This window comes from Chromobacterium sp. FG22 (assembly GCF_057809415.1).
On the sequence record NZ_JBMDJX010000080.1, the window covers coordinates 1 to 495 of the forward strand.

Annotated in this window: 1 pseudogene; it reads left to right on the top strand. The window is 66.3% G+C overall.

From position 1 onward, the window contains the following. Positions 1–495, top strand: a pseudogene (locus tag ACODSD_RS24765) (toprim domain-containing protein); the annotation flags it as partial.

The window sequence follows — 495 nt, forward strand, 5'->3', positions numbered from 1 at the left end:
CGCACTTCCAGATGCAGGCCGAGAAGGGCTCGGGCAAGTCCAAGCTGCTGGAGAGTCTGCAAACCACCCTGGCGTTTCAGGTGCTGTCCGGGCAGATGCTCAAAACCGACCACCGCCGGCGGGCGTCAGTCTCCTTCACCTCGCAGCCGGTGGGCTGGGATGAATTCTCCAAGCTGCCCAAAGCGGTGCTGTCCGACATCGACGCGCTGCTGCAGTCGACCTATCGTTTCGAGTTCACCCGCGTTGGGGCCAGCCTGACGCCCTACCTGATGTGCGCGCCGGTGCTGTTGGCCGGCGAGGAAGTGGACGTGCAGAGCCTGCAGTCCAAGCTGTGCCGCAGCAGCCTGTCGGTGGCGCGACAAGGGGCGCTGATTCCGCATGATCTGCCGGCCTTCCCGCTGTGGCCGTGGCTGCAGTTTCTAGCCGACGTCGAGCCGGCCCGGCTGCGCGACCTGCACCGCCATTACCTGGGCCTGTGCGAACGCCACAGCCGCG